Annotated in this window: 24 protein-coding genes, 1 pseudogene and 1 riboswitch; of the genes and pseudogenes, 14 read left to right on the top strand and 11 right to left on the bottom strand. The window is 59.3% G+C overall.

The features are described from left to right. Window position 1 precedes the first annotated feature (1 nt). Window positions 2–622 carry a TIGR04211 family SH3 domain-containing protein gene (locus tag ACQUTI_RS17905; protein WP_004205252.1) on the bottom strand — a complete coding sequence of 207 codons (621 nt, stop codon included), beginning with the start codon at window positions 620–622 and terminating at the stop codon, window positions 2–4. A 214-nt stretch (window positions 623–836) separates the two neighbouring features. Between ACQUTI_RS17905 and ACQUTI_RS17900 the strand changes: the two genes are divergently transcribed. From ACQUTI_RS17900 to hldE, 3 genes are read left to right on the top strand one after another with little or no spacing between them, the layout of a single operon-like run. Then, window positions 837–2,135 carry an inorganic triphosphatase gene (locus tag ACQUTI_RS17900; RefSeq protein WP_032456631.1) on the top strand — a complete coding sequence of 433 codons (1,299 nt, stop codon included), beginning with the start codon at window positions 837–839 and terminating at the stop codon, window positions 2,133–2,135. 20 nt (window positions 2,136–2,155) lie between these two features. Further along, on the top strand, window positions 2,156–4,993 hold the full coding sequence (gene glnE, locus ACQUTI_RS17895; protein ID WP_074194589.1) for a bifunctional [glutamate--ammonia ligase]-adenylyl-L-tyrosine phosphorylase/[glutamate--ammonia-ligase] adenylyltransferase: 2,838 nt from the start codon (window positions 2,156–2,158) through the stop codon (window positions 4,991–4,993). Between the two features lie 58 nt (window positions 4,994–5,051). Next, window positions 5,052–6,485: a bifunctional D-glycero-beta-D-manno-heptose-7-phosphate kinase/D-glycero-beta-D-manno-heptose 1-phosphate adenylyltransferase HldE gene (gene hldE, locus ACQUTI_RS17890; protein ID WP_064187774.1), complete on the top strand. Its 1,434-nt coding sequence runs from the start codon at window positions 5,052–5,054 to the stop codon at window positions 6,483–6,485. 80 nt (window positions 6,486–6,565) lie between these two features. Here the strand turns inward: hldE and ACQUTI_RS17885 are convergent. Continuing rightward, window positions 6,566–6,712 (bottom strand): annotated as a pseudogene (locus ACQUTI_RS17885) (hypothetical protein); the annotation flags it as partial. Here ACQUTI_RS17885 and glgS point away from each other — a divergent pair. Beyond that, window positions 6,704–6,901, top strand: coding sequence for a cell surface composition regulator GlgS (glgS, locus tag ACQUTI_RS17880; RefSeq protein WP_004205248.1), 198 nt, complete (start codon window positions 6,704–6,706; stop codon window positions 6,899–6,901). The pseudogene ACQUTI_RS17885 and the gene glgS overlap by 9 nt on opposite strands. Window positions 6,902–6,935: 34 nt before the next feature. Here the strand turns inward: glgS and ubiK are convergent, their stop codons facing one another. Further along, window positions 6,936–7,208, bottom strand: coding sequence for a ubiquinone biosynthesis accessory factor UbiK (gene ubiK, locus ACQUTI_RS17875; protein WP_004174355.1), 273 nt, complete (start codon window positions 7,206–7,208; stop codon window positions 6,936–6,938). A 120-nt stretch (window positions 7,209–7,328) separates the two neighbouring features. Beyond that, window positions 7,329–7,480, top strand: a riboswitch (FMN riboswitch). Window positions 7,481–7,585: 105 nt separating this feature from the next. Here ubiK and ribB point away from each other — a divergent pair. Further along, window positions 7,586–8,239 (top strand): 3,4-dihydroxy-2-butanone-4-phosphate synthase, encoded by a 654-nt coding sequence (gene ribB / locus ACQUTI_RS17870; RefSeq protein ID WP_017899745.1) that lies wholly within the window; start codon window positions 7,586–7,588, stop codon window positions 8,237–8,239. Window positions 8,240–8,302: 63 nt separating this feature from the next. Here ribB and zupT read toward each other — a convergent pair whose 3' ends face one another. Then, window positions 8,303–9,073 (bottom strand): zinc transporter ZupT, encoded by a 771-nt coding sequence (zupT, locus tag ACQUTI_RS17865; protein ID WP_017899746.1) that lies wholly within the window; start codon window positions 9,071–9,073, stop codon window positions 8,303–8,305. Window positions 9,074–9,258: 185 nt separating this feature from the next. On the opposite strand from zupT, the gene ygiD reads away from it, so the two are divergent. Then, window positions 9,259–10,050, top strand: coding sequence for a 4,5-DOPA dioxygenase extradiol (gene ygiD / locus ACQUTI_RS17860; RefSeq protein WP_049093667.1), 792 nt, complete (start codon window positions 9,259–9,261; stop codon window positions 10,048–10,050). Window positions 10,051–10,094: 44 nt separating this feature from the next. Here the strand turns inward: ygiD and ACQUTI_RS17855 are convergent, their stop codons facing one another. The 3 genes from ACQUTI_RS17855 to tolC form a co-directional block, all read right to left on the bottom strand. Then, entirely contained in the window at window positions 10,095–11,255 is a 1,161-nt protein-coding gene (locus ACQUTI_RS17855) for a glutathionylspermidine synthase family protein (RefSeq protein ID WP_017899748.1), read from the bottom strand. A 5-nt stretch (window positions 11,256–11,260) separates the two neighbouring features. Next, window positions 11,261–11,932, bottom strand: a complete 672-nt coding sequence (locus ACQUTI_RS17850; protein ID WP_002916849.1) for a DUF1190 family protein — start codon at window positions 11,930–11,932, stop codon at window positions 11,261–11,263. Between the two features lie 167 nt (window positions 11,933–12,099). Further along, window positions 12,100–13,560, bottom strand: coding sequence for an outer membrane channel protein TolC (tolC, locus tag ACQUTI_RS17845; protein ID WP_004205242.1), 1,461 nt, complete (start codon window positions 13,558–13,560; stop codon window positions 12,100–12,102). Window positions 13,561–13,756: 196 nt separating this feature from the next. Here tolC and nudF point away from each other — a divergent pair, with 196 nt between their 5' ends. The 5 genes from nudF to parE are packed head-to-tail and all read left to right on the top strand — an operon-like array spanning window position 13,757 to window position 18,161. Next, a complete protein-coding gene (nudF, locus tag ACQUTI_RS17840) occupies window positions 13,757–14,389 on the top strand; it encodes an ADP-ribose diphosphatase (RefSeq protein WP_004205241.1) in 633 nt (210 codons plus the stop codon). Next, the gene (locus ACQUTI_RS17835) at window positions 14,386–14,808 is read left to right on the top strand and encodes a DUF1249 family protein (RefSeq protein ID WP_004205239.1); all 423 of its coding nucleotides are present in this window, start codon (window positions 14,386–14,388) and stop codon (window positions 14,806–14,808) included. Before nudF ends, ACQUTI_RS17835 begins: the two co-directional genes overlap by 4 nt. A 24-nt stretch (window positions 14,809–14,832) precedes the next feature. Then, entirely contained in the window at window positions 14,833–15,660 is an 828-nt protein-coding gene (gene cpdA, locus ACQUTI_RS17830; protein WP_004205237.1) for a 3',5'-cyclic-AMP phosphodiesterase, read from the top strand. Further along, complete coding sequence (gene yqiA / locus ACQUTI_RS17825; protein ID WP_004205236.1) at window positions 15,660–16,235, top strand: esterase YqiA; 576 nt, start codon at window positions 15,660–15,662, stop codon at window positions 16,233–16,235. The genes cpdA and yqiA overlap by 1 nt, the downstream gene beginning before the upstream one ends. A 30-nt stretch (window positions 16,236–16,265) precedes the next feature. Then, window positions 16,266–18,161, top strand: coding sequence for a DNA topoisomerase IV subunit B (gene parE, locus ACQUTI_RS17820; protein ID WP_004205235.1), 1,896 nt, complete (start codon window positions 16,266–16,268; stop codon window positions 18,159–18,161). 73 nt (window positions 18,162–18,234) lie between these two features. Here parE and ACQUTI_RS17815 read toward each other — a convergent pair whose 3' ends face one another. The 4 genes from ACQUTI_RS17815 to qseB form a co-directional block, all read right to left on the bottom strand. Then, window positions 18,235–18,549: a putative quinol monooxygenase gene (locus ACQUTI_RS17815; protein ID WP_004205233.1), complete on the bottom strand. Its 315-nt coding sequence runs from the start codon at window positions 18,547–18,549 to the stop codon at window positions 18,235–18,237. 81 nt (window positions 18,550–18,630) lie between these two features. Next, window positions 18,631–19,212, bottom strand: a complete 582-nt coding sequence (locus tag ACQUTI_RS17810; protein WP_023319164.1) for an NAD(P)H-dependent oxidoreductase — start codon at window positions 19,210–19,212, stop codon at window positions 18,631–18,633. A gap of 106 nt (window positions 19,213–19,318) precedes the next feature. Beyond that, on the bottom strand, window positions 19,319–20,668 hold the full coding sequence (gene qseC / locus ACQUTI_RS17805; RefSeq protein WP_048295599.1) for a quorum sensing histidine kinase QseC: 1,350 nt from the start codon (window positions 20,666–20,668) through the stop codon (window positions 19,319–19,321). Beyond that, the gene (gene qseB, locus ACQUTI_RS17800) at window positions 20,665–21,324 is read right to left on the bottom strand and encodes a quorum sensing response regulator transcription factor QseB (RefSeq protein ID WP_023319162.1); all 660 of its coding nucleotides are present in this window, start codon (window positions 21,322–21,324) and stop codon (window positions 20,665–20,667) included. The genes qseC and qseB overlap by 4 nt, the downstream gene beginning before the upstream one ends. Window positions 21,325–21,473: 149 nt before the next feature. Between qseB and ACQUTI_RS17795 the strand changes: the two genes are divergently transcribed. The 3 genes from ACQUTI_RS17795 to parC all read left to right on the top strand — a co-directional run bounded on the left by ACQUTI_RS17795 (window position 21,474) and on the right by parC (window position 25,207). Beyond that, window positions 21,474–21,881: a YgiW/YdeI family stress tolerance OB fold protein gene (locus ACQUTI_RS17795; RefSeq protein ID WP_023319161.1), complete on the top strand. Its 408-nt coding sequence runs from the start codon at window positions 21,474–21,476 to the stop codon at window positions 21,879–21,881. Window positions 21,882–21,958: 77 nt separating this feature from the next. After that, entirely contained in the window at window positions 21,959–22,828 is an 870-nt protein-coding gene (locus tag ACQUTI_RS17790) for an AraC family transcriptional regulator (RefSeq protein ID WP_053809950.1), read from the top strand. A gap of 120 nt (window positions 22,829–22,948) precedes the next feature. Next, window positions 22,949–25,207 (top strand): DNA topoisomerase IV subunit A, encoded by a 2,259-nt coding sequence (parC, locus tag ACQUTI_RS17785; protein WP_004205224.1) that lies wholly within the window; start codon window positions 22,949–22,951, stop codon window positions 25,205–25,207. The last annotated feature ends 67 nt before the right edge of the window (window positions 25,208–25,274 follow it).

Genomic DNA, 25,274 nt, shown 5'->3' with positions numbered 1-25,274 from the left:
ATTAGTTCATCCACCGGTCTTTACGTTTGCGGCTTGGCACCAGATGCGGCAGCACCAGACCCAGCAGCAGACCGACGCCCAACACGCCGCCGCCGTACATAAACCACTGCATGATAATGGTGCGCTGTTTGTCATCAAGCTGCAGATTCGCCGCATTCACCTTCTTCTGTGCGACAACCAGCTCATTTTTCAACTTTTGGTTCTCGTCTTTCAGCGCGTTGATCACGCTGTCGCTGCCGGCGACTTTCTTCTGCATATCCGCCGTGCGCTGGTTCCAGGTGGCGTCGATATTATTCAGCTTATCGGTCAGCGTTTTGACCTGGTTTTCCAGATCCGGGACGCGGGTGCGCAGGCTGGGCTCGTTGCTCAGCTCTTTCAGCGGGATCCAGGCAGTACGCCCATTGGCGTCGCGGATCTGCGCGTAACTGGTGCTGTCGTTGGTTTGCAGCACCGCCACTTCTTCCCCGGCGTTGATGGTGCCGACCAGACGATAATTATCGCCCGGGCCGCTGCGAACCCAGGTGTTCAGCTCATCGGAAACGTAGCGCTTTTCTTCTGCGTGAACCGCCGTGGCGGCGCTAAGCGCGAGCAAAGTAAAAGTAATCAGGCGTAATTTTGGCATCAGGTCATCGTTTGGTCATAAAAAGTGGAACGATAGTAGAGGCATCGCCAGAGCGACGCAAAGTTTTCCGCCACAATCGGAATCATCCAGGAGGTGGCCCGGCAAAAAGCGCGTTGCATGGCGATTCGCCGCAAAATACTATCTACTGACAAAAAATATCGTCGTAAGTTCGCCGCAATTTGTCGGCGCAGCACAGAAGCGGAAGAATTCAGTCATGGCTCAAGAAATCGAACTTAAGTTTATCGTCGCTCAGGATGGGGTAGAGACGCTGCGCGAGCAGCTCAATGCGCTCGAGGCGAAACATACGCCCGCGGGCCAGTTGCTGAACATTTATTACGAAACCGCCGATAACTGGCTGCGTCGTCACGACATGGGGCTGCGCATCCGCGGCGATCAGGGGCGTTATGAAATGACGCTGAAAATCGCCGGTCGGGTGGTGGGCGGCCTGCACCAGCGCCCGGAATACAATATTCCCCTGGATAAACCGGAGCTGGCGCTTGAGCGCCTGCCGGCGGAGGTTTGGCCGCAAGGGGAACTTCCGACCGCGCTGGCGGAGCATGTCCAGCCGCTGTTCAGCACCGATTTTGCCCGTGAACGCTGGGTGATCCAGGAAGGAAAGAGTGAGATTGAGATTGCTCTCGATCGCGGCGAAGTGAAGGCGGGCGAGCATCAGGAGCCGATCTGCGAGCTGGAGCTGGAGTTGCTCGCCGGGGAGACCGCCGATCTGCTGCGCTTCGCGCAGCGTTTGCTGGAGAGCGGCGTCCTGCGTCAGGGGAGCCTGAGCAAAGCCGCGCGCGGGTATCATCTGGCGCAAGGCAACAATGAGCGCCCGGTGGCCCGGCTGGCGGTGCTGCCGGTGGCGGCGAAGGCCAGCGTGGAGCAGGGGCTGGAGGCGGCGCTGGAGAGCGCCCTGGCGCACTGGCTGTATCACGATGAGGTCTGGCTGCGCGGCAACGCGAAAGCTAAAGCGGAAATCCTGCTGGCGTTGGCCCGCGTGCGCCATGCCCTCGTGCTGTTCGGCGGCATCGTGCCGCGGAAGGCGACCACCCACCTCCGCGCCTTGCTGAACGACGCCGAAGCCGCGCTGCTGGCCGCGGACACCGCCGAGGAGGCGTTATTCCGCACCGAGGTCGTCGCCGCCAAACTGGCGCTGACCGAATGGCTGGTCCAGCGCGGCTGGCGTCCGTTCCTCAACGAGGCGGGAGAGAAAAAAATAGCCGGATCGTTCAAACGGTTTGCCGATATTAACCTCTCGCGGGTGGCGGCCGAGCTGCGCAGCGCCGTGCAGCATCTGGCGGTTGAAGATGCCGCCGACCAGTTGCCGAAGCTGTCCCGCGATATCGACAGCGTCCAGCTGCTGGCGGGCGCCTATGGCGACGCCGTCGCGCCGTGGCTGGAGAACTGGCAGGAGCTTCAGCGTGCGATAGAGCATGACGACCGCAGCGTCTTTGAATATTTCCGTCGCCAGGCGCTGGCTGCCGAGCCGTTCTGGCTGCATAGTGGAAAACGATAATTACAGGCCAGGGAGCCCCTATGATGCCGCTTTCTTCGCAGTTACAGCAGCACTGGCAGACGGTCGCTGACCGCCTGCCAGCGGATTTTCCCGTCGCCGAACTGAGCCCGCAGGCCCGGTCGGTGATGGCGTTCAGTGATTTTGTCGAACAGAGTGTGATCGCCCAGCCAGGCTGGCTGAACGAGCTTGCGGACTCCTCGCCGGAGGCGGAAGAGTGGCGGCATTACGAGACCTGGCTGCAGGAGCGCCTGCAAGCGGTGGCTGACGAAGCGGGGTTGATGCGAGAGCTGCGTCTTTTCCGCCGCCAGATGATGGTCCGCATTGCCTGGGCGCAGGCGCTGTCGCTGGTAAGCGAAGAAGAGACGCTGCAGCAGCTGAGCGTCCTGGCAGAGACCCTGATTGTCGCCGCTCGCGACTGGCTGTATGCCGCCTGCTGTAAGGAGTGGGGAACGCCCTGCAACGCCGAGGGCCAGCCGCAGCCGCTGCTGATCCTCGGGATGGGAAAGCTGGGCGGCGGCGAGCTGAACTTCTCTTCCGATATCGATCTGATTTTTGCCTGGCCTGAGCATGGTGCCACCCGCGGCGGCCGCCGCGAGCTGGATAACGCCCAGTTCTTTACCCGCCTGGGGCAGCGGCTGATCAAGGCGCTCGACCAGCCGACGCAGGACGGCTTTGTCTATCGGGTGGACATGCGCCTGCGACCGTTTGGCGACAGCGGGCCGCTGGTGCTCAGCTTTGCGGCGCTGGAGGATTATTACCAGGAGCAGGGCCGGGACTGGGAACGCTACGCGATGGTGAAAGCGCGGATCATGGGCGATAACGACGACGCCTACGCCAGCGAGCTGCGCGCGATGCTTCGCCCCTTCGTCTTCCGCCGCTATATCGACTTCAGCGTGATCCAGTCGCTGCGTAACATGAAAGGGATGATCGCTCGTGAAGTGCGGCGTCGCGGGCTGAAAGACAACATCAAGCTCGGCGCCGGCGGGATCCGTGAAATTGAGTTTATCGTGCAGGTCTTTCAGCTGATCCGCGGCGGTCGCGAACCTGCGCTGCAGCAGCGGGCGCTGCTGCCGACGCTGGCGGCGATTGATGAGCTGCATCTGCTGCCGGAAGGCGACGCGGCGCTGCTGCGCGCGGCCTATCTGTTCCTGCGCCGGCTGGAAAATCTGCTGCAGAGCATCAACGATGAGCAGACCCAGACTCTGCCGCAGGATGAACTGAACCGCGCCAGGCTGGCGTGGGGGATGCATACTGACGACTGGGAGACGCTGAGCGCGCAGCTGGCGAGCCATATGGCCAGCGTGCGGCGGGTGTTTAATGAGCTGATCGGCGATGATGAGGCTCAGTCGCCGGATGAGCAGCTCGCCGAGTACTGGCGCGAGCTGTGGCAGGATGCGCTGGAAGAAGATGACGCCAGCCCGGCGCTGGCGCATTTAAACGACGCCGACCGCCGCAGCGTGCTGGCGCTGATTGCCGATTTCCGTAAAGAGCTGGATCGGCGCACCATCGGCCCGCGCGGCCGCCAGGTGCTGGATCAACTGATGCCGCATCTGCTGAGCGAAATCTGCTCGCGCGCCGATGCGCCGCTGCCTCTGGCTCGGATCACGCCGCTGTTGACCGGGATCGTCACTCGCACCACCTATCTTGAACTGCTGAGCGAATTCCCCGGCGCGCTGAAGCACCTGATTACGCTCTGCGCCGCGTCGCCGATGGTCGCCAGCCAGCTGGCGCGCCACCCGCTGCTGCTTGATGAGCTACTGGATCCCAACACCCTCTATCAGCCGACGGCGACCGATGCCTATCGCGATGAGCTGCGTCAGTATCTGCTGCGGGTGCCGGAAGAGGATGAAGAGCAGCAGCTGGAGGCATTGCGCCAGTTCAAGCAGGCGCAGCAGCTGCATATCGCCGCGGCGGATATCGCTGGCACGCTACCGGTGATGAAGGTTAGCGATCACTTAACCTGGCTTGCCGAAGCCATCCTCGACGCGGTGGTGCAGCAGGCATGGGGACAGATGGTGGCCCGCTACGGCCAGCCGACCCATCTGCACGATCGCCAGGGGCGCGGCTTCGCCGTCGTCGGCTACGGCAAGCTCGGCGGCTGGGAGCTGGGCTACAGTTCCGATCTCGACCTGGTGTTCCTCCATGACTGCCCGCCGGAGGTGATGACCGACGGCGAGCGGGAGATCGACGGCCGTCAGTTCTACCTGCGGCTGGCTCAGCGGATCATGCATCTGTTCAGCACCCGCACTTCGTCCGGTATTCTCTACGAAGTTGACGCCCGGCTGCGCCCTTCCGGCGCGGCGGGGATGCTGGTCACCACCGCCGACGCGTTTGCCGACTATCAGCAGAACGAAGCCTGGACATGGGAACATCAGGCGCTGGTGCGCGCTCGCGTGGTCTATGGCGACCCGGCGCTGCAGGCGCGATTTGACGCCATTCGGCGCGATATTCTGACCACCGTGCGGGATGGCGCGACCCTGCAGACCGAGGTTCGCGAGATGCGCGAGAAGATGCGCGCCCACCTTGGCAACAAACATGCCGATCGTTTTGATATCAAAGCCGATGCCGGTGGGATCACGGATATTGAATTTATTACCCAGTATCTGGTCCTACGCTATGCCAGCGACAAGCCAAAGCTGACCCGCTGGTCTGATAACGTGCGTATTCTCGAGCTGCTGGCGCAGAACGAGATCATGGACGAGGAGGAAGCGCGAGCTTTAACGCACGCGTACACCACCTTGCGTGATGCGCTCCATCACCTGGCCCTGCAGGAGCTGCCGGGACACGTGGCGCCGGAGGCATTCAGCCGGGAGCGTGAGCAGGTCAGCGCCAGCTGGCAGAAGTGGCTGATGGCTTAACTATAAAATCGGGTGTGCTATTATCGCGCGCAAAGTTTGCGTCTCGCAGGAGAGAGTCATGAAAGTAACGCTGCCGGAGTTTGAACGTGCAGGAGTGTTGGTGGTGGGTGATGTGATGCTGGACCGCTACTGGTACGGCCCCACCAGTCGTATTTCCCCGGAAGCCCCGGTGCCGGTGGTGAAGGTGGAAAATATCGAAGAACGTCCTGGCGGCGCGGCAAACGTAGCGATGAACATCGCCTCCCTGGGGGCGACGTCGCGCCTGGTGGGATTGACCGGGATTGATGACGCCGCTCGCGCGCTGAGCCAGGCGCTGGCCAACGTCAATGTGAAGTGCGACTTCGTCTCCGTCCCAACTCACCCGACCATCACCAAGCTGCGGGTGCTGTCGCGCAACCAGCAGCTGATCCGCCTCGACTTTGAAGAGGGCTTCTCCGGCGTTGATCCGCAGCCGATGCACGAGCGCATTCAGCAGGCGCTGGGCGCCATTGGCGCGCTGGTTCTCTCGGATTACGCCAAAGGGGCGCTGACCAGCGTCCAGACGATGATCAAGCTCGCCCGTGAAGCAGGCGTGCCGGTACTGATCGATCCGAAAGGCACCGATTTCGAACGCTATCGCGGCGCGACGCTGCTCACCCCGAACCTCTCTGAGTTTGAAGCGGTGGTGGGCAAGTGCCAGGACGAAGCGGAGATCGTTGAGCGCGGCATGAAGCTTATCGCCGAATTCGAACTGTCAGCGCTGCTGGTGACGCGCTCTGAGCAGGGGATGACGCTGCTGCAGCCGGGGCGTCCGCCGCTGCATATGCCGACCCAGGCTCAGGAAGTGTACGATGTCACCGGCGCCGGCGACACGGTGATTGGCGTGCTGGCGGCGACCCTGGCGTCCGGCAACACCCTGGAAGAGGCCTGCTATTTCGCTAACGCCGCGGCGGGCGTGGTGGTCGGTAAGCTGGGTACATCCACCGTTTCCCCTGTCGAGCTGGAAAACGCGGTCCGCGGCCGGGCTGAGACCGGCTTTGGCGTGATGAGCGAAGAAGAACTCAAACAGGCGGTTGCGGCGGCGCGCAAGCGCGGCGAGAAAGTGGTGATGACCAACGGCGTCTTCGACATTCTGCACGCCGGCCATGTCTCCTATCTGGCGAATGCGCGCAAACTGGGCGACCGTCTGATCGTGGCGGTCAACAGCGATGCCTCCACCAAACGACTGAAAGGCGAAACCCGCCCGGTAAACCCGCTGGAGCAGCGGATGATCGTGCTGGGGGCGCTGGAGGCGGTCGACTGGGTGGTCTCCTTCGAAGAAGATACACCGCAGCGCCTGATTGCCGGGATCCTGCCGGATCTGCTGGTGAAAGGCGGCGACTACAAACCGGAGCAGATCGCCGGCAGTGAAGAGGTCTGGGCGAACGGTGGCGAAGTGCTGGTGCTCAACTTTGAAGATGGTTGCTCAACCACCAACATTATTAAGAAAATACAAAAAGATAGCGAAAAATAACCGTTTCGTTATTCCCCCGCCATAACGGTGCGGCATCACGGCCTGCGATAGCGATATCGCGGGCCGTTTTTATTTAATGATGTGGAAAATGATTTGGCGCAATAAATAATCATATTAAGCGCATTTTTCGTACAGATGGCGTTAAGGTAAGCGTAAATACTGAAGTGAGTAAAAGGCATATGACTGATCAGAACATCCACCGCTGAAGGAGTATGCGCATGAACCATAACGACATGTATTCAATGAAGAATTTTGATTTTTTGGCACGGAGTTTCGCCAGAATGCACGCCCAGGGCCAGCCAGTTGATCTTCAGGCCATTGTCGGCAATATGGATGAAGAACATCGTGAATGGTTTTGCCAGCGCTATGAACTGTACTGTCGTCAGGTGAACAGCCCGGCGGAAGCCGCACACTAAGCCAACGCAAACGGGCCCCTGAGGGCCCGTTTTTTTACTGCTGCTCTTCGCTGCCAGGCGTCGTCGCCGGGCGGTTTTCGAGGTCATTCAGGCGCTGTTCCAGCAGCGCCAGTTTTTCGCGGGTCCGCAGCAGAACCTGAGTCTGCACGTCAAACTCTTCGCGGCTGACCAGGTCCAGACGGGTCAGCTGCGACTGCAGCGCCTGGCGGATTTTCTTTTCAACATCCTCACCCAGATCGCGAAGTCCTTTTGGCATCGACTCATGGACCTGGCGGGCGATTTGTTCAATTTTTTTCGGGTCAATCATGGTGGTTTCCTGCTCGGGTCGGATGATTGATCATTGTAGTGCGAACCAGGCCGCCTATAAACCAGAAATGTTTGAAGCTTATGCATTGCCGAGGATAGTCAATAGCGTTATAGTTATCTCGCTTATTCTCAGGGCGGGGCGAAATTCCCCACCGGCGGTAAATCAACCATGGCGTTGAAAGCCCGCGAGCGCTTCCCGTGACTACGGGAAGGTCAGCAGATCCGGTGTAATTCCGGGGCCGACGGTTAAAGTCCGGATGGGAGAGAGTAACGGCACAGTCGGGCCCAGGCCCGCTCGCGTTGACTTTTGCCGCTAAACCGGCGCTCCTAAGACTGCCCTGATTCTGGTAACCATAATTTTAATGAGGTTTTTTTACCATGAATCAGACGCTCCTTTCTTCTTTTGGTACCGCTTTTGAACGTGTGGAACACGCTTTGGACGCCCTGCGCGAAGGCCGCGGCGTGATGGTGCTTGACGATGAAGACCGTGAAAACGAAGGCGATATGATCTTCGCCGCCGAAACCATGACCGTAGAGCAGATGGCGCTGACCATTCGTCACGGCAGCGGCATTGTGTGCCTGTGCCTGACCGAAGATCGCCGCAAACAGCTGGATCTGCCGATGATGGTGGAGAACAACACCAGCGCCTACGGCACCGGATTTACCGTCACCATCGAAGCGGCGGAAGGCGTGACCACCGGCGTTTCCGCTGCTGACCGCGTGACCACCGTCCGCGCGGCGATTGCCGACGGCGCGAAACCTTCCGATCTCAACCGTCCTGGCCACGTTTTCCCGCTGCGGGCGCAGCCGGGCGGCGTACTGACCCGCGGCGGCCACACTGAAGCCACTATTGACCTCGTGACCCTCGCTGGCTTCAAACCGGCAGGCGTGCTGTGCGAGCTGACCAATGACGATGGCACCATGGCGCGCGCGCCGGAGTGCATCGCGTTCGCTCAGCAGCACAATATGGCGGTGGTCACGATTGAAGATCTGGTGGCCTATCGTCGCGAACATGAGCGTAAAGCCAGCTAATCAGCGGCTCACAACGCCAGTGAAAACAGCCCGCTTATTAGTGGGCTGTTTTGTTTCTGTGCCTTAACCGATGCCCATCGTCTGGAGCACCACCAGACTCAGCCCCATCACCGACATCCCGCACAGGACGCCATAGCTCGGGTTGCTTTGCGGATCGATCTCTTTCGCCAGCGGCATCAGTTCATCGACCGACAGCGCCACCATAATCCCGGCGACGGCGGCCATGATCGCGCCCATGACCATCGGCGAGACCAGGCTACCCAGAATCAGCCACGCCAGCACGCCGCCCAAAATCTCCGCCATGCCGGAAAGACCGGCCCAGAGCACCGCCTTACTGCGCGATCCGGTGGCGGCATATACCGGCCCGGCAACGGCCAGTCCTTCAGGAATATTGTGCAGGGCGACGGCAAGCGCCACTCCCATGCCAAGCTCGAGGTTGTTGCTGGCCGTGACATAGGTGGCGATCCCTTCCGGAAAGTTATGCAGGCTGATACCCAACGTCAGCAGAATGGCGGTGCGGCGTAAATTGCGCGGGCGCGGCGCGGCGGGGGTCATCAAATCCTGCGGGTGGGCATGCGGCAGCAGGCGATCGAGACCAAAGTAGCCCAGCAGGCCGAAAACAAACATTCCGTAGCCGAGCAGCGGCGACATGTCCTCGGCGGCCAGCGCGGCAGGCAGCATTTCCATCAACGAAATCAACAGCATGATCCCGGCGGCAAAGCCGAGGGAGAAGCCCAGCAGGCGGTTAGAGGGTTTCTGGCCAATCACGCCGAAAATGGCGCCTATAAAGGTTGCGCTACCGGCTAACAGCGTCAATATTAAGGGTGATGACATCGCTTCTCTCCCTGCGAAAAAAGTGCATAGGAGTATATTGCCTGAGGATGCGCGTACGGGACAGCTCCCTTTACCGCGAATTACATTCAAATTTTCTGACGATCATCATCATGGTTATCTGAGTTTATCCTGGCGCAAAAGCGCGTAATGTGAGCACATCACATTGACACCCTAAGGATATCATCATGTCCCGTACCCGAATGCCCGCGTTGTTTCTCGGCCATGGCAGCCCAATGAACGTGCTGGAAGACAACCGCTATACCCGCGCCTGGGCTCACCTGGGCGAAACCCTGCCGCGTCCGAAAGCGATCGTGGTGGTCTCTGCGCACTGGTTCACCCGCGGTACGGGCGTGACGGCGATGGAGGCCCCGAAGACCATTCACGACTTCGGCGGTTTCCCGCAGGCGCTGTATGACACCCATTACCCGGCGCCGGGCTCCCCGGCGCTGGCGCAACGGCTGGTGGAGCTGCTCTCGCCGGTGCCGGTCACTCTCGATAAAGAAGCCTGGGGATTTGACCATGGCTCGTGGGGCGTGCTGATCAAGATGTATCCGCATGCGGATATCCCGATGGTTCAGCTGAGCATCGACAGCACCAAACCGCCGGCCTGGCATCTCGAAATGGGGCGAAAGCTGGCCTCGCTGCGTGATGAAGGGATTATGCTGGTGGCCAGCGGCAACGTGGTGCACAACCTGCGTACCGCCCGCTGGCATGGCGAGAACACGCCGTATCCGTGGGCGGAGTCCTTCAACAACTACGTGAAGGCGAATCTGCAGTGGCAGGGCCCGGACGATCAGCACCCGCTGGTTAACTACCTGGCACACGAAGGGGGCTCGCTCTCCAACCCAACGGCGGAGCATTTCCTGCCGCTGTTATACGTGCTGGGGGCATGGGATGGCGTGGAGGCGATTTCGACCCCGGTCGATGGCATCGAGATGGGCTCGCTGAGTATGCTGTCGGTGGTGGTTGGCGCCTGATAAAAATTGAGCTCCGGCGGCGATATCGTCGCCGGAGCGCGACATTATTCGACGAAAATGTGCGGATAGAAACGCGACAGATCCTGGGTAATCAGCGCCCGGTCTTCACGAATGCCGATCCCGGCGGGCTGATCGTTGATGAGCCAGCTGCCAATCAGCGTGTAGCTGTCACCAAACTTCGGCAGCGGGTAAAATTCCTGCACGATAGTGCCTTCTTCCCCATACGGACCTTCCACCGACTCCACCACCTTGCCCTGTTCAACGATCGATACGTTGGCGCCTTCGCGAGAGAAGATCGGCTTAATGACGTACTTCTCCATCTCCGGATGGGCATCTTCGCTGAAGTAAGCCGCCAGCAGATTTGGGTGATTGGGGAACATTTCCCACAGCATCGGCAGCAGCGCTTTGTTGGAGATGATGCTCTTCCACGCCGGCTCCAGCCAGCGAACGCCGGCGTCTTCCAGCTTGGTGGAGAACATCTCCCGCAGCATAAACTCCCACGGATAGAGCTTGAACAGGTTGCCAATCACCTGATCCTGGAGATCGGTAAACTGGCCTTTTTCACCCAGCCCAATATCTTCGATGTAGAGGAATTCCGTCGCCAGCCCCGCCTCGGCGGCGCAATCCTGCAGATATTGCACGGTGCCGCGATCTTCAACGGTATCGCGGCAGCAGGCCATATGCAGCAGCTGGAAGCCAAACTGCTCGCGCAGCTCACCGAAGCGATCGATCAGCTTCTCCTGCAGGCTATTGAACTGGTCGCTGCCCGCCGGCAGCTTGCCGGCGTTGAGCTGGTCTTCCAGCCAGATCCACTGGAAGAAGGCCGCTTCATACAGCGAGGTTGGCGTGTCGGCATTGTTCTCCAGCAGCTTCGGCTCGCCGACGCCATCCCAGGCCAGGTCGAGACGTGAGTAAAGTGACGGCTGGTTGGTTTTCCACGACTGGCGCACAAAGCCCCAGGTGTGTTTAGGGATGCGGAATTTGGCCATCAGCTCATCGCTGGCGATCACTTTTTCCACCACCTGAAGACACATCTGATGCAGCTCGGCGGTGACCTCCTCCAGCTTTTCCACCTGGGCGAGGCTCAGCTTGTAATAAGCCTCTTCGCTCCAGTAGGGCTCGCCGTACATGGTGTGGAAGTTGAAGCCGTATTCGGTCGCTTTCTCGCGCCAGTCCGGGCGCTCGGTAATGCTGACTCTTTCCATGTTGCTTAGCCGCCCATTGAGCGAGAAGAAGAGGTTGAGCCTGCGGCGCTACGCTGCATAGTCGACTGCTTCGCCACCGACTCGCCGAAGCCCCCGCGGGTGACGGTCGTGGTGGTTGCCGGTTTCGGCGCCATCGCGGTTTTCGGCACGTTCATGGTGCGGCCCGGCTGGGCGGCGCCATAGCTCTTACCGCTGGCGTCAGTGTACTGACCGTAGGCCGGGCTGGCAGGGTTTTTGGAGCTGAACAGCGGCTGCTGTTGCGCCATGCCGCCGCCCATCAGGCGGCCCATCATGTAGCCGGCCATCAGCGGCATCCAGAAGCTGCCGCTGCTTTGCGCCTGGGCCTGGTTTTCCGGGGCGACGCCCGCCTGGGCAGGCGTTTGCTGGCACTGACCTTCGCCAAACTCGGCGACGCAGTCTTCGCGGGTGGCATATTTCGGCGCGGTGCGCTCTGCCTCTTTCACCGCGTTGGTGTAGGCCGTGGTGCATTCGGCTGCTTTGCCCGGGTTGGCGGCGGAGCAGTCATCGGCGTTCTGGTACAGCGAGACCGTTTCGTCGCTTTTTTCACAACCGGCAAGCATAAAGACCGCGGTGACGGCCAGGGCGACCGGCGTCAGGTGGCGTGCGCTCCAGCTTTTGCGGAACGACGAATGATTAATATTTTTTGTCCGTTTCATATTTGTCTTCCAGGACCCAGTGGTATGGCGTGTGTTAACGCTCAGGATAGAGGATGAGTGGTGGAAAATGAAGCGAAGAGGGGCGATAAGCGGGGGATCTTTACGTTGCCTTACGTTTAACGCATCGCCTGTCCGACGGACAGGCGATGCGCGTCACAGTATGAAAATTACTGACGGAACGGATTGCTGCCGCTGCTATGGGTCGTCGTCCGTGCGGACGCCGGCTTCATAGCCGCAGTCGTGTTGCCGTAACCATCGGCAGTGGCATCCTGCTGCGGATTCTCCGGCGCGACGCTGTCGGCAGAGGTCGAGATCGGTTTGCCCAGGGTGTTGTTCAGGGCGATCAGATCCTGCTCGTTCAGCGTACCTAACGCCGACTTGATGTTCAGCTCGTTGATCAGGTAGTTGTAGCGCGCATTAGAGAGCTGCTGTTTGGCGTTGTACAGCGTGGTGGTGGCGTCGAGGACGTCAACGATAGTACGGGTACCCACCGAATAGCCAGCTTCCATCGCATCCAGGGAGCTTTGCGCAGAGACCACCGCCTGTTTGTAGGCGTTGATGCTGCTGATAGAGGCATTCACGTTGTTAAACGAAGAACGCACGGTCTGGACCACGCTGCGGTGAGCGCTTTCCAGTTGCTCGCTGGCGCCGACGAAATTGTACTGCGCCTGTTTGACCTGCGAGTTAACCATCCCGCCCTGGTACAGCGGCAGGGAGAAGCTCAGGCCGATTTTATTCTGACCGATATCAGCATCTTGCGAGATGCTTTTTGAGCCGCTGTAGCGGTTGTTGGAAACGCCAGACGAGGCGTTTAAATCCAGGGTCGGCAAATGGCCGTCCTGCGCCTGGCGAATCTGCTCGCGGGCCAGGTCCTGATTCAGACGCGCCTGCAGCAGCGACAGGTTGCGGTTCTCCGCTTCCTTCAGCAGGGCGTTCACCGCCTGCGGTTTGCTGGTTTTGAAGCCGTCTACGTTCAGGGAGGCCAGCTCCGGGTAGTAGTTGCCGGTAACCTGGCGCAGTTCTTCCACGGCGTTGTCGAGATCGTTACGCGCGGTCACTTCGTTCGCCAGCACGGCGTCGTATTGTGAGCGGGCGTTCTGCACGTCGGTGATCGCCACCAGACCGACGTTAAAGCGCTGGGTGGTTTGATCCAACTGACGGTAAATAGCCTGTTTCTGCGCTTCGGTATAAGAGAGCGTATCGATGGCGGCCAGCACTTTGAAATAGGCCGTCGCGGTATTCAGAATCAGCGTTTGCTGATCGGTCTGATACGTGACATCCTGAATGCCTGCCGCTTTTTCCTGCAGCGTCAGGGCGCGCCATTTCGACATATCAAACAGAACCTGCGTTAACTGCAGCGAGCCGCTGGTGACGTTAGAATTCTGGTCTTTATAATCACGGAAGCCGCTGGTATAGGTATAATCCGCTCCCAGCCCGAGCTGAGGCAGTAATGGACTGCGCGCTTCGTTGATCTTTTCGAATGCGGCGTCACGATCGGCTGCCGATTTACGCAGATCGGGGTTGCTGATGCGCGCCTGCTGGTAAACCTGAAGCAGGTTTTCCGCCTGGCTCATGGCGCTGAACCCGGTCAGGCTCAGGCCGATAAGAATGGGGAGCAATTTCTTCATTTGCATTCCTTGTTGTGAAGCATTTAGCGCTGGTCTAATTCTAAGAAAAATTCCGCTGATTGTATCGATTCTGCCGCCGTAAAAAGTTGGCGTTACGTGCCATCCGGCGGTAATTTGCACCAATCTAACATACGGACCGTAAAACGGTAGCCAAACGGTCTGGAAATCCCTCATTTCGGATTAGCAGGACATAACAATGAGCAAACCCATCCACCAGGGAATTACCTTCTCCAAAAATGATGTAGAAATTATTGCACGCGAAACGCTGTATCGTGGTTTTTTTTCACTCGATTTATACCGTTTTCGCCACCGCCTGTTTAACGGCGGCATGAGCGGCGAAGTCACCCGTGAAATTTTTGAGCGCGGGCATGCCGCCGTCTTGCTACCCTTTGACCCGGTGCGGGACGAAGTGGTGCTGGTCGAACAAATCCGTATCGCCGCCTATGATACCAGCGAGAGCCCGTGGCTGCTGGAAATGGTCGCCGGCATGATCGAGGCGGGTGAGACGGTGGAAGATGTCGCCCGTCGGGAAGCGCTGGAAGAGGCCGGGCTTGAAGTTGGGCGGACGAAACCAATATTAAGCTATCTGGCCAGTCCTGGCGGCACCAGTGAACGGTTATCGATCCTGGTGGGCGAAGTTGATGCATCGACGGCAAAAGGCATTCACGGCCTGGCCGAGGAAAATGAGGATATTCGGGTGCATGTGGTAAGCCGGGAGCAGGCTTACCAGTGGGTAGAAGAGGGGAAAATCGACAACGCAGCCTCTGTCATCGCCTTGCAATGGCTGCAATTGCATTATCACAATTTACGAAACGAGTGGACAAAATGAAGCGTTATACACCTGACTTCCCTGAGATGATGCGCCTGTGCGAGACCAATTTCGCCCAGTTGCGCCGCCTGTTGCCGCGAACGGATGCAGCGGGTGAGAAGGTGAGCTATCAGGTGGGAAGCGCGCAATATCGGTTAACGATAACGGAATCAACCCGCTACACTACTCTGGTGGCGATAGAGCAGACTCTGCCAGCGGTGAGCTACTGGAGTCTGCCATCCATGACCGTTCGCCTCTACCATGACGCCATGGTGGCCGAAGTGTGTTCGAGTCAGCAGATCTTTCGCTTCAAAGCGCGATATGATTATCCTAATAAAAAGTTGCATCAACGCGACGAAAAGCATCAAATTAACCAGTTTCTGGCCGACTGGCTGCGTTACTGTTTAGCACATGGAGCGATGGCGATTCCGGTTTGTTAGCGTCGTTAAACCTAAGGACACCATTTGGAAAGCCTGTTAAACCTACCTCTGGCTGGTGAGGCCAGAGTCAGGATCTTACAAATTACTGATACTCACCTGTTTGCTGAAAAACATGAAACGTTGTTAGGCATCAATACCTGGGAAAGCTATCAGGCCGTACTGTCGGCCATTCATGCCTCACAGCGTCCATGCGATTTGATTGTCGCAACAGGCGATCTGGCGCAGGATCACTCCTCCGCGGCCTACCAGCATTTTGCTGAGGGCATCGCGAGTTTTGCTGCACCCTGCGTCTGGCTACCGGGCAACCATGATTTCCAGCCGGCGATGTACAGCACCCTGCAGGAGTCGGGCATTTCCCCCGCCAAGCGCGTGTTTCTCGGCGACCACTGGCAGATCCTGCTGCTGGACAGCCAGGTGTTCGGCGTTCCCCATGGCGAGCTGAGCGACTTCCAGCTGGAATGGCTCGAACATAAGCTGGCGGAGGCGCCGGAGCGTTATACCTTACTTCTGCTGCATCATCATCCGCTGCCGGCCGGCTGCAGCTGGCTGGATCAACACAGTCTGCGCAACGCCGGCGCGCTGGACAGCGCGCTGAGCGCCTGGCCGCGGGTGAAGCATCTGCTGTGCGGCCATATTCATCAGGAACTGGATCTCGACTGGAATGGCCGACGTATGATGGCGACGCCGTCGACCTGCGTTCAGTTCAAGCCGCACTGCGCCAATTTCACCCTCGATACGGTGTCGCCGGGCTGGCGCTGGCTGGAGCTTCACCCTGACGGAACGCTGACCACCGAAGTGTGCCGCCTGGAAGGCGCGGCGTTTCATCCGGATATTGCTTCAGAAGGCTACTGATGGCGACGCTTCTTTATCTGCACGGCTTTAACAGTTCCCCGCGCTCGGCGAAGGCGACGGCGTTAAAGACCTGGCTGGCGCAGCACTATCCTGAGATCGCCATGGTGGTGCCTGAGCTGCCGCCTTACCCGGCGGAAACGGCGGAGCTGCTGGAGTCCATCGTGCTGGAGCACGGCGGCGAGCCGCTGGGGGTCGTAGGGTCGTCGCTGGGCGGCTACTACGCCACCTGGCTGTCGCAATGCTTTATGCTGCCAGCGGTCGTGGTTAACCCGGCGGTGCGGCCGTTTGAGCTGCTGAACAATTTTCTCGGCCACAATGAGAATCCGTACACCGGGCAGCAATATGTGCTAGAGTCTCGCCATATTTACGATCTCAAAGTCATGCAAATCGACCCGCTCGAAGCGCCGGATTTACTCTGGCTGCTGCAGCAGACCGGGGATGAAGTGCTTGATTACCGCCAGGCCGTTCATTACTACGCCTCCTGCCGGCAGACGGTGGAGGAGGGCGGTAATCACGCATTTGTCGGCTTTGACGATCATTTCACTCAGATTATCGAATTTCTCGGCCTGCGCTAAACGGCCCTGAACGACCTACGAATACACACCATGACGCAATCTTCATATAACGCTGATGCCATTGAGGTACTCACCGGGCTAGAGCCGGTGCGCCGCCGTCCGGGCATGTATACCGACACCACCCGTCCTAACCATCTTGGTCAGGAAGTGATTGATAACAGTGTGGACGAAGCGCTGGCAGGCCACGCCAAACGCGTGGAAGTGATCCTTCACGCCGACCAGTCCCTCGAGGTGATTGACGACGGGCGCGGGATGCCGGTCGACATTCACCCGGAAGAGGGGGTGCCGGCGGTTGAGCTGATCCTCTGCCGACTGCACGCGGGCGGTAAGTTTTCCAACAAAAACTACCAGTTTTCCGGCGGCCTGCACGGGGTGGGGATTTCGGTGGTCAACGCCCTGTCTAAACGCGTGGAGGTCAACGTGCGTCGCGACGGTCAGGTCTACAGCATCGCCTTTGAGAATGGTGAGAAAGTAGAAGACCTGCACGTCACCGGCACCTGCGGTAAACGCAACACCGGGACCAGCGTCCATTTCTGGCCTGACGAAAGCTTCTTCGATAGCCCGCGCTTCTCCGTTTCGCGTTTGACCCACTTGTTAAAAGCGAAAGCGGTGCTGTGCCCGGGCGTGGAAATTGTTTTCCGCGATCAGGTCAACAACAGCGAGCAGAGCTGGTGCTATGCCGATGGCCTTAACGACTACCTTAGCGAAGCGGTGAACGGCCTGCCGCTGCTGCCGGAAAAACCCTTCGTAGGCACCTTCTCAGGTGAGACGGAGGCGGTGGACTGGGCGCTGCTGTGGCTGCCGGAAGGCGGCGAGCTGCTGACCGAGAGTTATGTCAACCTGATCCCGACCATGCAGGGCGGGACGCACGTCAACGGCCTGCGCCAGGGGCTGCTGGACGCGATGCGTGAGTTCTGCGAGTACCGTAATATTCTGCCGCGCGGGGTGAAACTGTCGGCGGAAGATATCTGGGATCGCTGCGCCTACGTGCTGTCGGTGAAGATGCAGGATCCGCAGTTCGCCGGGCAAACCAAAGAGCGCCTGTCGTCGCGTCAGTGCGCGGCGTTCGTCTCCGGCGTGGTGAAAGACGCCTTCAGCCTGTGGCTGAACCAGAACGTGCAGGCTGCGGAGCTGCTGGCGGAGATGGCCATCTCCAGCGCCCAGCGTCGTCTGCGCGCCGCCAAGAAAGTGGTGCGCAAAAAGCTGACCAGCGGTCCGGCGCTGCCGGGTAAGCTGGCCGACTGCACCGCCCAGGATCTGAACCGTACCGAACTGTTCCTCGTCGAAGGGGACTCGGCGGGCGGGTCAGCCAAGCAGGCGCGCGATCGTGAATATCAGGCGATCATGCCGCTGAAAGGCAAGATCCTTAATACCTGGGAAGTCTCTTCCGATGAAGTGTTAGCTTCGCAAGAAGTGCACGACATTTCGGTGGCGATTGGTATTGACCCGGATAGCGATGATTTAAGCCAGCTGCGCTACGGCAAAATTTGTATTCTGGCGGATGCGGACTCCGATGGCCTGCACATTGCCACGCTGCTGTGCGCGCTGTTCGTGAGACATTTCCGTACTCTGGTGAAAGAGGGGCACGTCTACGTGGCGCTGCCGCCGCTGTACCGTATCGACCTCGGCAAAGAGGTTTACTACGCGCTAACGGAAGAAGAAAAAACCGGCGTGCTGGAGCAGCTGAAGCGCAAGAAAGGCAAGCCAAACGTCCAGCGCTTTAAAGGTCTCGGCGAGATGAACCCGATGCAGCTGCGGGAAACTACCCTCGACCCGAATACCCGCCGCCTGGTGCAGCTGGTGATCAGCGATGAGGATGAGCAGCAGACCACGGCGATGATGGATATGCTGTTGGCCAAGAAGCGTTCTGAAGACCGTCGCAACTGGCTGCAGGAGAAGGGCGATATGGCGGACCTGGAAGTGTAAGACCGCACGCTGCGCCAGACGTAAAAGGGAGCCTCAGGCTCCCTTTTCTTATTCCGTTTCAGCGTCGGCGGGCTTAGACGCCGGCCTGCAGGATACGGATGGTGGTCTCCAGCACATCGCCTTTGACCGCTTCCGACCAGGCTTTCATGTGCGGGGTCTGCAGGTGCGCTTCAAGATGCGCGACGCTTTCCCACTGCTCCACCATGACGATAGAGTCAGGAGCGGTGGTCTGGAAGCTGACGCCAGCGGCATGATCCACCATAGGCGCATAGCCGTGGCAGCCGGCTTCCTGCAAAACGGTCGGAATAATTTTCGCGAACTGATCGAGAACCGCCTGGCGGTGGTGCTGGCCCGGACGGGTACGGATTTCTGCAATCACTGTTAACATGGTTAACTCAACTCCTTCTGTGTGGATCTTGTCATACTCCAGGTTCCAATAACTCGAAATATGTAGAGCATAGACCTCTAGTTAACCAAAAATTTCCGCCAGATGCTTGCGATATTCTGCGATATACCGTGGGACATCAGGCATTTTTATCACGTCGTTGGCGATAAAGGTTGGCAGCGCCTCCATACCCAGGAACTGGTTGGCTTTATGGAACGGCAGGTAAACGCCGTCAACGCCAACGCCGTGGAAGAACTGCTCTTTGTCGGTGAAGGCCTCCATTGGCGCGTTCCAGGTCAGGGAGAGCATATATTTTTTCCCCTGCACCAGGCCGCCGGAGCCATATTTTTTGCTGGCGTCGGAGCGGGTACGGCCGTCGCTGGCGTACAGCGAACCGTGGCCTTCGGTAAAGACGTCATCCATATATTTTTTCACCGTCCACGGGGCGCCCATCCACCAGCCCGGCATCTGCCAGATCACCACATCGGCCCAGAGGAAATTCTGCACTTCGGCTTTTACGTCGTACTCGCTTTCGGCGCGAACGCTTTTAACATCGTGCCCGGCGTCGCGCAGATAACTCTCCGCGACCTCGGTCAGGGTGTCGTTCAGTTGGCCATTCGAGTGGGCGAATTTTTTTGCGCCATTGATAATCAGGATGTTGCTCATCATTTGTCCTCAATCTTGAAAATTTGCCGACGATCTTACCCCGCGAAGCGGGGCAGTAAAATGAGCAAAATGTGCAAAGTCTTTTGCTAAATGAGCAATAATCCCGCTACCAGCCAACGCGGGCTTCGAAGCCGCCGTCGCGGGCGTTGGCAAACTCGACGCGCATGCCATGCAGCGAGGCGATGCGCCGGACGATAGACAAGCCCAGGCCGCTGCCCGGAGCATCCTGACCCGGTGGGCGATAGAAACGCTCGCCGATGCGCGCCAGCGCCTGCGGGCTGATGCCGGGGCCGTTATCGCGGACCCGAAACTCGCGGGCGTTGAGGGTGATATCGACCTGGCTGCCGCGCGGGCTGTAGCGCACCGCGTTATCCAGCAGATTGCGCACCAGCAGGCTGAGGAGCAGCGGCTGGCCGGTGCGGGAGATGCCAGAGGCATTAAGATGCAGGCGCAGCTCAATCCCGGACTGCTGCGCCGGGTGGTACATCTCCATTACCGCCGACTGCAGCAGGTCGTCGAGGGCGACCGGCTGCAGGTCGTCCAGCTGGGCGAGCGAGTCCAGCCGCGACAGCGTCAGCAGCTGATCCACCAGACGGGTGGCGCGATCGATCCCCTGATGGAGCTGAGCCAGGGCTTTCTCCCGCCCTTGTGGATCGTCCAGAGAGAGCTGGGCGACTTCAGTCTGCACCTTCAGCGCCGCCAACGGGCTGCGCAGCTCGTGGGCGGCATCAGAGGTAAACCGACGCTCGCGCAGCATGACGTCGTGGGTGCGCTGGAACAGCTGATTCAGCGCTTCGACCAGTGGGCGGACTTCAGGGGGGATCTTCTCCACGCTGAGCGATTCCGCCGAGTCCGGCGCGCGCAGACGCAGCGTGCGCGCCAGATGTTTCAACGGCGCCAGTTCGCGGCTTAACAGCACGATGAGCAGCACGAACATCAGCGGCAGGGCGACCATCCACGGAGTGAGCTGCGAGGTGACAATGTCCATCGCCATTTCGCGGCGATAATCCCACTCCTGGCCGACGGCGATGCGGTGGCGGCCATCGGCGGTGGTTAACCACAGGAAGCGCCACTCGTCATCATCGCCGCGCAGGTAGCCATCGCTAAAGCCCTCACGCTGCGAGTGCCACTGTATATCCTCTCCGTTCTCGCCGTCGTTAAGCACCATTTTGCCGTCGCGGGTGAAGATGGCGAACGCTAGCGCATCGTCGTCGATATGCCCGTGGCGCACCTTTTTCTTTTCCCCGAGCGATGCCGGCGGGGCGCGCAGTTCATCGAAATGCATGGCGCTCAGGCGGCGGGCGAACAGCAGCTGCTGGGTATCAAACAGCTTATCCAGCTTTTTACTGGTCTGCTGCCAGGCGATCACGCTGGCCACGCCCCAGGCAGCGGCGGTCAGCACGGCAAACAGCAGCGTCAGGCGCAGGCGCAGGCTCAGGCGGGCAAGTCGTTTCATGCGTCACCCAGGGTATAGCCGATGCCGTGGACGGTGCGGATAAATTCACTGCCGAGTTTGCGCCGCAGATGGTGGACGTGAACTTCCACGGCGTTGCTGGAGACCTCGTCGTCCCAGTTGTAGAGCTTTTCTTCAATAAGCTTACGCGGCAGCACGCGCCCGGCGTTACGCAGCAGCAGTTCCAGCAGGGCGAACTCCTTCGGCTTCAGCGTCAGGCTTTCGCCGTCGAGGCTGGCGGTTAAGCGGTTCGGGTCAAGGCGTACCTTGCCGTGGCGCAACTCGCTGCTGCTCTGGCCGTGGGCACGGCGGATCAATGCTTCGAGGCGGGCCGCTACCTCAATCAGGGCGAAAGGTTTGCACAGATAATCATCGGCGCCCAGGCGCAGCCCCTCCACCCGCTGGCTGAGCGCATCGCGGGCGGTGAGGATCAGCACCGGTTCATGGCGGCCTTTGTCGCGCCACTCGCGCAGAATATCGAGGCCATCAACGCCAGGAAGAGTGAGATCAAGAATTGCCGCGTCGTAGGGGGCGCTGTATAGGGCGTTTTTGCCCTCCAGCCCGGCGGTAAACCAGTCGATGCTGAAGCCCATTTTGCTCAGCCCGGCCTTGATGCCATCGCCGATTAACTTGTCATCTTCCACCAATAATATGCGCATGTTTCCCTCTGACGATCCTGATTCTTTGCGCAGTAAACCGCGTTGAAGCGGGTGATGTACAGCATTAAAATTTCTTTTTTCCGCTTAAGAAGTCGTTAAGTTTTGTCGGGCGTAATAGGAGCCATATCAACACGAAGGGAGAACACATCATGAAGAAAATTGCTGCGATGACCGCGATCGTTGCCCTGGTTTCCATGCCGGTGCTGGCTGCCGGACAGGGCGGGTATACCGGTCCTTCTGCGACCACGCCGGCAAGTTCAACCACCCAGGGCGGCGGCTTCACCGGCCCGAGCGGCGCGGTCACCACCGTCACCAATGTCAAATCGCTGCGGGACGATACCTGGGTGACCCTGCGCGGCAAAATCACCGAGCGCGTTTCCGACGATCTGTATAAGTTCCAGGATGCTACCGGAGTGATCAATGTCGATATCGACCACAAACGCTGGAACGGCGTCACCGTCGGCCCACAGGACACGGTAGAAATTCAGGGGGAAGTCGATAAGGACTGGAACTCGGTGGAAATCGACGTTAAACAGATCCGTAAAATCGCGCCATAAGTCTCCGTCGGATAAGCGCAAGATCGGTCAGGCATCGCTATCCTCGCTCTGTCAGAGTATGTCGCGAGGAGGAGACGATGAACGATATTAAGGCCAGCCCGGCGTATGTCGGGCGCTTTCAGCGCGTCTGTAGGTACATTGCGCACCATCTTGATGAGCCGCTGTCGCTGGAGATGCTGAGCGCGATAGCGCACAGTTCGCCTTACCATTTTCACCGGCAATTTAGCGCTTATACCGGCATTCCCTTGTACCGGTATATTCAGTGGTTGCGTCTGCGACGCGCCTGTTGGCGCCTGGCGTTCAACCCCCGCGATAAAGTCATCGATATTGCCCTTGATGCCGGATTTCAGAATGCGGAGTCGTTCAGTCGTGCCTTCCGTACCGCGTTTGACCAAAGCCCGACCCAGTTCCGTCAGCAACCGGACTGGGCCGAGTGGCATCGGCGCGTACCGAAACATACGCTACAGGAGCAAACGTCGATGGACGTCAACATTATTTCGTTCCCCACCACCCGGATAGCCGTACTGCAACATCGCGGCAGCCCGGACCTTGTCAACGCCACCGCCGCGCGTTTTATTGCCTGGCGTAAAACGAGCGGATTATCGCCCATCACCACCTGCGATACCTGGGGGATCGCCTGGGACGATCCGCAGACCACCCCGCAGGGGGAATTTCGTTTTGACATCTGCGGTACGGTCGCACGGCCGGTCGGTGAAAACGCCTTTGGCGTGATTAACGGCGAAATCCCCGGCGGACGCTGCGCCGTCGTGCGCCATCACGGCTCGCTGGACACGCTGGCGAACAGCGTTTGGTTTCTCTATCGCGACTGGTTACCCGCTTCAGGCGAGACGTTACGGGATTTTCCGGTGTACTTCCGTTACCTCAATTTTGTCCATGAGGTGGCTGAGCATGAGCTGCAAACCGATATTTATCTGCCGCTGGCCTGATTAAGGTGACGGAATCCTCAACCGATCTCACGGCCTGTGACTCAGGGCGTGAGATCGGGTATTATCGCGGGTAGTTTTGCCGTCCGAACGGTCGGTACCCAGATTGAGGATCCACGATTAATGAGCGATATGGCAGAGCGCCTTGCGCTGCATGAATTTACGGAAAATGCTTACCTGAACTACTCCATGTACGTGATCATGGACAGGGCATTACCGTTTATTGGCGATGGCTTAAAACCGGTCCAGCGTCGCATCGTCTATGCGATGTCCGAACTGGGGCTGAACGCCAGCGCCAAATTCAAAAAGTCCGCCCGCACCGTCGGCGACGTGCTGGGTAAATATCACCCGCACGGCGACAGCGCCTGCTATGAAGCGATGGTGCTGATGGCGCAACCCTTCTCCTATCGCTATCCGCTGGTGGATGGCCAGGGGAACTGGGGGGCGCCGGACGATCCGAAATCCTTCGCCGCCATGCGTTACACCGAATCCCGCCTGTCGAAGTATGCCGAGCTGCTGCTCAGCGAGCTGGGGCAGGGGACGGTCGACTGGGTGCCAAACTTTGACGGCACGCTGCAGGAGCCGAAAATGCTGCCGGCGCGCCTGCCAAACATTCTGCTCAACGGCACCACCGGCATCGCGGTGGGCATGGCGACCGATATTCCGCCGCACAACCTGCGTGAAGTAGCGAAAGCGGCGATTACGCTCATTGAGCAGCCGAAAACGACCCTCGACGAACTGCTGGATATCGTCCAGGGGCCGGATTTCCCGACCGAGGCGGAGATCATCACTTCGCGGGCGGAAATTCGCAAAATCTACCAGAACGGACGCGGCTCTGTGCGCATGCGCGCGGTGTGGAGCAAAGAGGACGGCGCGGTAGTGATCAGCGCGCTGCCGCACCAGGTCTCCGGCGCCAAAGTTCTGGAGCAAATTGCGGCGCAGATGCGCAATAAAAAGCTGCCGATGGTGGATGACCTGCGCGACGAATCGGACCACGAAAATCCGACCCGTCTGGTGATCGTCCCGCGCTCCAACCGGGTGGATATGGAGCAGGTGATGAACCATCTGTTCGCCACCACCGATCTGGAGAAGAGCTACCGCATCAACCTCAATATGATCGGTCTCGACGGCCGCCCGGCGGTAAAAAACCTGCTGGAGATCCTCAGCGAATGGCTGGTGTTCCGTCGTGATACCGTACGTCGCCGTCTGAACCACCGGTTAGAGAAGGTCCTTAAGCGCCTGCATATCCTCGAAGGTTTGCTGGTGGCGTTCCTTAATATCGATGAAGTCATTGAGATCATCCGCACGGAAGATGAGCCGAAGCCAGCTCTGATGTCGCGCTTTGCCATCAGCGAAACCCAGGCGGAAGCGATTCTGGAACTGAAGCTGCGCCATCTCGCCAAACTGGAAGAGATGAAGATCCGCGGCGAGCAGAACGAGCTGGAAAAAGAGCGCGATCAGCTGCAGGCGATTCTGGCCTCTGAACGTAAGATGAACAATCTGCTGAAGAAAGAGCTGCAGGCCGATGCCGATGCTTTCGGCGACGATCGCCGCTCGCCGCTTCACGAGCGTGAAGAAGCGAAAGCGATGAGCGAGCATGACATGCTGCCGTCTGAGCCGGTGACTATCGTTCTGTCGCAGATGGGCTGGGTGCGCAGCGCCAAAGGGCACGACATTGACGCCCAGGGCTTAAGCTATAAGGCGGGCGACAGCTGGAAAGCCTCGGCGAAGGGCAAGAGCAACCAGCCGGTGGTGTTTATCGATACCACCGGGCGCAGCTATGCCATTGATCCGATTACTCTGCCCTCGGCGCGTGGCCAGGGTGAGCCGCTGACCGGTAAGCTCACGCTGCCGCCGGGCGCGACCGTGGAACATATGCTGATGGAAGGCGACGATCAGAAACTGCTGATGGCCTCCGACGCCGGCTACGGTTTTGTCTGCACCTTTAACGATCTGGTGGCGCGCAACCGCGCCGGTAAAGCGTTGATCACCCTGCCTGACAACGCGCATGTGATGCCGCCGCTGGTCATTGAGGACGAGTCCGATATGCTGCTGGCCATCACCGCCGCCGGGCGGATGCTGATGTTCCCGGTCAGCGATCTGCCGCAGCTGTCGAAAGGCAAGGGCAACAAAATCATCAACATTCCCGCGGCGGAAGCCGCCGCCGGCCAGGACGGCCTCGCACATCTGTTTGTCCTGCCGCCGCAGAGTACGCTGACCATTCACGTCGGCAAACGGAAGATCAAACTGCGTCCGGAAGAGCTGCAAAAAGTCACCGGCGAGCGCGGCCGCCGCGGTTCGCTGATGCGCGGGCTGCAGAAAATTGACCGTGTTGAAATTGACTCGCCGCGCCGTGCCGCGGCAGGCGATAGCGAAGAGTAAGCGCTTCTCCTCCCGTCTTTGACGGGAGGAGGCGAAAAAATGCCGCAAAATCGTTGTTTATTCAGGC

The sequence above is a fragment of the Klebsiella sp. 7-CIP_Kleb. genome (assembly GCF_050378655.1).
In the GTDB taxonomy this organism is placed as follows: Bacteria; Pseudomonadota; Gammaproteobacteria; order Enterobacterales; family Enterobacteriaceae; genus Klebsiella; species Klebsiella quasipneumoniae.
Note: the sequence above shows the minus strand (reverse complement) of the source record. Positions and strands in the feature narration are given on the sequence as shown.